The sequence below is a fragment of the Sandarakinorhabdus sp. genome (assembly GCF_031422795.1).
In the GTDB taxonomy this organism is placed as follows: Bacteria; Pseudomonadota; Alphaproteobacteria; order Sphingomonadales; family Sphingomonadaceae; genus Sandarakinorhabdus.
Map to the genome: position 1 here is coordinate 1 of NZ_JANPML010000079.1, position 4,754 is coordinate 4,754.

Genomic DNA, 4,754 nt, shown 5'->3' on the forward strand with positions numbered 1-4,754 from the left:
ATGATGCTGGACTGGATGGAGGCACAAGGCCTGGTGCCCGATCTCTGCCTTGTTGGCGAACCGACCTCGCAGCAGCGGCTGGGCGACATGATGAAGATCGGCCGGCGCGGCAGCCTCAACGCGTGGATCACGGTCAATGGCGCGCAAGGCCATGTCGGCTATCCGCACATGGCCGACAATCCGATCACGCGGCTGATTGCCATCCTGGCCGAACTGAAGGCGCGCGTGCTCGATACCGGTAACGACTGGTTCCAGGCCTCCAATCTGGAAATCACCGATCTGTCGGTCGGCAACCCCGCAACCAACCTGATCCCGGCCCAGGCCCGCGCCCGGCTCAACATCCGCTTCAACAACGAACACACGGGCGCCGCGCTGGCCGACTGGATCCGCACCACCGTTGCCGCGCACGCGCCGGCAAGCCATGTCGAAATCAAGATTTCCGGCGAAGCCTTCCTCACCTTGCCCGGCCCGCTGTCATCCTTGGTCAGCGCCGCCATCAACGACGTCACCGGCCTTGCGCCAGAGCTTTCCACCACCGGCGGCACATCGGATGCGCGCTTCATCCGCCGCCTGTGCCCGGTCGTCGAATTCGGCCTGCCCGGCCAATCGATGCACAAGGTGGACGAACACGCTGCCGTGGCCGACATCACCGGCCTCGCGGCGATTTACGAAGCCGTGCTGCGCCGCGCGCTGACCTAAATCCGCTTCCATTCCTTGCGGGTCATGCCGACGAAACGCGTGCCCAGCCCCGTGCTGTTGCGGGCCAAGATGTCCCGCAGCGTCTGGGTGTTCTCGATCAACTTGATGCCGGCATCGGTGAAGGCGAGTTTCTTGTTGTGCGGATTGCCCCACACATGCTCGCTCAACAGCGGGTTGGTCAGCGCCTGGCTGAAGGCGTCCATGGCCACCATCGACGACACGAGTTCGGGCAACGGGCCGTTCTTTTCCACCCGTTCGGCAAACAGGCCAACATAATATTCGACATTGCCCACATCGCCGTAAAGGCCCTCCAGCCGCTTTGCCAAGGCCGTCAGCCGCGCCTGTTCGTCCGGCTTGTCGCTGCTGCCAACGACGGCGGCAAAATTGCGCGCCGGTTCCATGCCCATGGCGACGCGGTAATCATTGTAGCTGGCAACATTGTTGATGCGGGCCTGGTTGATGGCGCCTTTTTCGGCAAACATCATGAAGCTGGCGGCGTTTTCCAGTCCCAGGCTGGCGGTGCGGTTGGCAGCGGTGTTGACGAAGCTATCGGCCAGGCCGCTGCCCAGCAGCAGGCTGTTGTTGAGCAATGTCGAGTTGCCGGGATGCGCCTTGTCACCCCAGGTCACGTTTTCCATCACCAGCCCATGCCAGCGATACAGCAGGCTGAACTCCGCCGTCATCCAGTTGGGCCGGTTCCACTTCGCCCGCCAGGCCACTTTTGGATCGCACTGCAGCTTGAATTCGGTGGTGTTGATGTGGTTGATATATTCCTCAACCACGATCTTGATGAACATCACGATCAGGATGTTGCGCGCCGTTTCGAACAGGCGATCATCGTCCCAGGCCGGATTGTCCTTGGCCAGCATCGCCGCCACCCCATTATGTTCGCGCAGGAACAGCGTGTTCAGCATCGCGGTCTGCGGCACGGCGTTCACCCGGTCACCGCCCACGGCAAACAGCGTGGCCTTGCCGGCCGGCGTCACGTTCTTCAGGCCCAACGGCAGGTCGAGCCCGGCAAATTCCGGCTTCACCGCACCATCGGCGCCATACAGGAAAGGCGAATATTCCTCGCCGTTCAGCAGCTGGCTTTTCAGCCGGCCACCGTTGCCCGCCCTGAGCGCCAGTGTCTGCGTTTCGGTGCGGCCATACAGCGGCGACAGGTCAATCTCGTGGTTCGATGTCGTGCGGCGGCGATCTTCCTTGGCATCATCATTGTGCAACATGGTGCGGATGAAGCCATCGGTAAGATATTGCGCGAAGGCCGGGAACAGCCCGGTCGATTTCACGCACAGGCGCTGGTTGGTGCCGGGCAGCCGTGCAAACAGCGCCGCGACCTGATCCAGCGGCGGCCGACTGGTGCCCCGCCCGTCTCCGGAGGGCGGCTTGGCCGGCAGCAACCGCGCATTATAGGTGCGATCCGTCAGGCCGGACCAACTGATATAATCATGCCTGGTCGACCACGGATGCGGGCGGTTGCGGGTGACATTCACGGTCCGGTCGATCACGAACCGGTTGATATCATCGTCCAGATCGAACGCATCCAGCGCCTTGATCACAATCGACAGCAAAGACATGGCCTTACCTCCCCACCAAAGGATACGACCCTGCGGCGCAGACTATCAGGTCAGCGGCGGCTTGTCATGTCGCGCTATTGGCCTTCGTTGTAACGCGCTTCCAGAAACTTGCCCTGCACCCGCAGCCCGTCGCGGTCGCTTTCGGCCAATGTCGCCGAAGCGCGTGCCAATTCGGCTTCGACCGTCTTCAACCCGTCCATCACCGTGGCTTCGGGGGTGCGGCCGTCGTGTTCGACCAGGCCGGTGCGCTGCAGCGGCGGGATGCGGGTATAACGGTCAACCAGTTCGGGCAGATGATTGCCAAGCAGGCGGCCAATGTCCTGTGCGACCGGGTGATCGGCGGGCACACGGGCCAGCTGTTTTTCCAGCGCCGCCAGCTGCACTGCAATCGCATCCAGTTGCGGCGCAGCCAGGCGCGGCAGTTGCTTGCGCTGGCGATCCAGAAACGCCTCGGTAATCGCTGGCAGTTCGGCTGGCGGTGCCTTGTCGATATCGTCGGCATCCGGCCCGCCCACCGGCAGCAGCATGCCGCCAATGCCGGCCATCGGCAGCAGCAGCAGCGCCAGCAGGAACAGGCCAATGCCCAGCCCGCCCGACACCCAGCCATAAACGGTGAGCGCCGCCAGCATGGCGCCAAAGGTCATCATGCCGCGCGTTACCCGCGTCGCCATGTTGGCCTTGCGCTTTTCCCAGCGCCGGCTGCGCGCCATCTGCATGGCTTCGGCCCGCGCCAGCCGGCGCCGCCGGGCTTCCGCCTCGTCGAAAGGAGCGCCTGTTGCCATCTCAGTTCAGGGCAGAAAGGCTGTTCTGCGGCCCGGCATTCTGGGCTTCAGCCTGGCCTTGCGCCCGCGCCACATAGGCCCGGCTCTTCTCGACCTCGACCGACAGCGTGTCGACCGTGGTCTTCATCGCTTCCAGCGATTTCAGCTTGAAATTGTCGATGGCGTCCATCGTCTGATAAACGTTCTGGAAGGCGCGCTGCAGCGTTTCCACCGGGATGGTGGAGGCCGCCGCCTGTTCGTGGATGGTGGCGGTGTTGGTTTTCAGCAGTTCGCCAGTGGAATCGATGATGCCCGCCGTCGTGGTGTTCAACGAGGTGATCTGTTCCAGCACCAGTTTCTGGTTGGTCATGGCTTCGGCCACGGTCACCGCGGTGCGCAGCGCGCTCACCGTCGTCGTGCTGGCGCGGTCCACGCCCTTCATCAGTTCGATATTGTTCTTCTTGACCAGATCGAGCGCCAGATAGCCCTGCACCGATACAGCCAGCTGGGTCAGCAGATCCTGGGTGCGCTGTCGCACATAGAACAACGCATTTTCGCGGATGACCTTGGCCTTGGCCGGATCAACGACATCCAGATCGGTCGCCCGCTCTTCCAGCTTGGCGTCGAGCACCTTGGACATGTGGACCATCTGTTCCAGCTTGCCCATCGCGTCCCACAGCTTGGTGCGCTCGTCGTCAACGGCGATATTGTCTTTCAGCAGCTCATCCTTGCCGCTTTTCAGCGCGCCCAGGATGGCGTTGATATTGCCTTGCGCGCTCTTGTAGCTGTCAAAATACGACCGCAATTTGTCACCGCCGAACGGGATCAGGCCAAACAGCTTCTTGCGGCCCTGCAGCTTGCCATTCTTGCCGGGATCAAGATCCTCGACGATCTTGCGGAGCGACACGAGATCGGCACCAATCCCGGTTTCCTTGTTGATGGCGCGGGTCGGCCGATCAAGAAAGCGGTTGGACTGGGCAGCAGCGCGGGCAATTTCGGTCGCGCCCAGATTGGCCAGCGCATCAACTTTCTTGCCGAATTCCGGGCTGGAGGCATCGATCGCCACCAGTTCGTCGATGAAGGCTTCCACCTTGGTTTCAAGCGCGGCCTTTTCCTGATCCTTCAGGGGCACCAGGCCCGCAGCCTTGGCGGGCGCAATGGCGCTCACCGCAACAGGGGCTTCCAGCTTGATGGCGACTTCTTCCGACATGCGTATCCTCACCTGTTGACGCGCCAGCCTATCAGCAGCGGCGTCTGCTTGCTACTGTGTTAGGATTGCGACACGCATTTGCAAGGGGCCGCCGCTGAAAAACCCGGCCTATTCGGCCATCAGCCCGGCAAGTGTGTCGTAATGCGTGCCGATGCCCTGTTCCAGCCCGCCGATCAGCACATGATCGACCGCGCCCGACGTCAGCCCCTCATGGCCCAGCGCGGCGGCGCGAAAATCCTCGGCACCGAACACGGCGCCATCCAGCAGCGCCCAGCTTTTCGCCCAATGCCGTTCTGCCTTTTCATCGCGCGGCGGTTCCGGGATCAGCATGAAATCCTCGACCCAGGTTTCATTCACGCCGCGCGGCATCACCACCATGATGTTGATATAGTCCGGGCTGGCCACGATCACCGTGCCGGGGGTGAGATTATAGGTGAAGGTCATCGTGCGCCGCAGGTCGCGCATGTCGTCAAGGTCCATGCCTTCCAGCGCCGCCAGCCGCGCCAC

The 4,754-nt window shown here is 62.6% G+C and carries 5 protein-coding genes; 1 reads left to right on the plus strand and 4 read right to left on the minus strand.

Annotated elements, in window-relative coordinates:
* Positions 1 to 699 (plus strand): succinyl-diaminopimelate desuccinylase (gene dapE / locus RMO81_RS03160; RefSeq protein WP_310474283.1); only part of this gene is annotated, 699 nt, incomplete at its 5' end.
* Here the strand turns inward: dapE and RMO81_RS03165 are convergent.
* From RMO81_RS03165 to RMO81_RS03180, 4 genes are all read right to left on the minus strand, one after another.
* The gene (locus tag RMO81_RS03165) at positions 696 to 2,276 is read right to left on the minus strand and encodes a peroxidase family protein (RefSeq protein ID WP_310474284.1); all 1,581 of its coding nucleotides are present in this window, start codon (positions 2,274 to 2,276) and stop codon (positions 696 to 698) included. The two genes, dapE and RMO81_RS03165, sit on opposite strands and share 4 nt — an antisense overlap.
* Before the next feature lie 74 nt (positions 2,277 to 2,350).
* Positions 2,351 to 3,058 (minus strand): hypothetical protein, encoded by a 708-nt coding sequence (locus RMO81_RS03170; protein ID WP_310474285.1) that lies wholly within the window; start codon positions 3,056 to 3,058, stop codon positions 2,351 to 2,353.
* Between the two features lies 1 nt (position 3,059).
* Complete coding sequence (locus RMO81_RS03175; RefSeq protein ID WP_310474286.1) at positions 3,060 to 4,247, minus strand: toxic anion resistance protein; 1,188 nt, start codon at positions 4,245 to 4,247, stop codon at positions 3,060 to 3,062.
* Between the two features lie 108 nt (positions 4,248 to 4,355).
* The coding region (locus RMO81_RS03180) for an SRPBCC family protein (protein WP_310474287.1) at positions 4,356 to 4,754 on the minus strand (399 nt) is incomplete at its 5' end.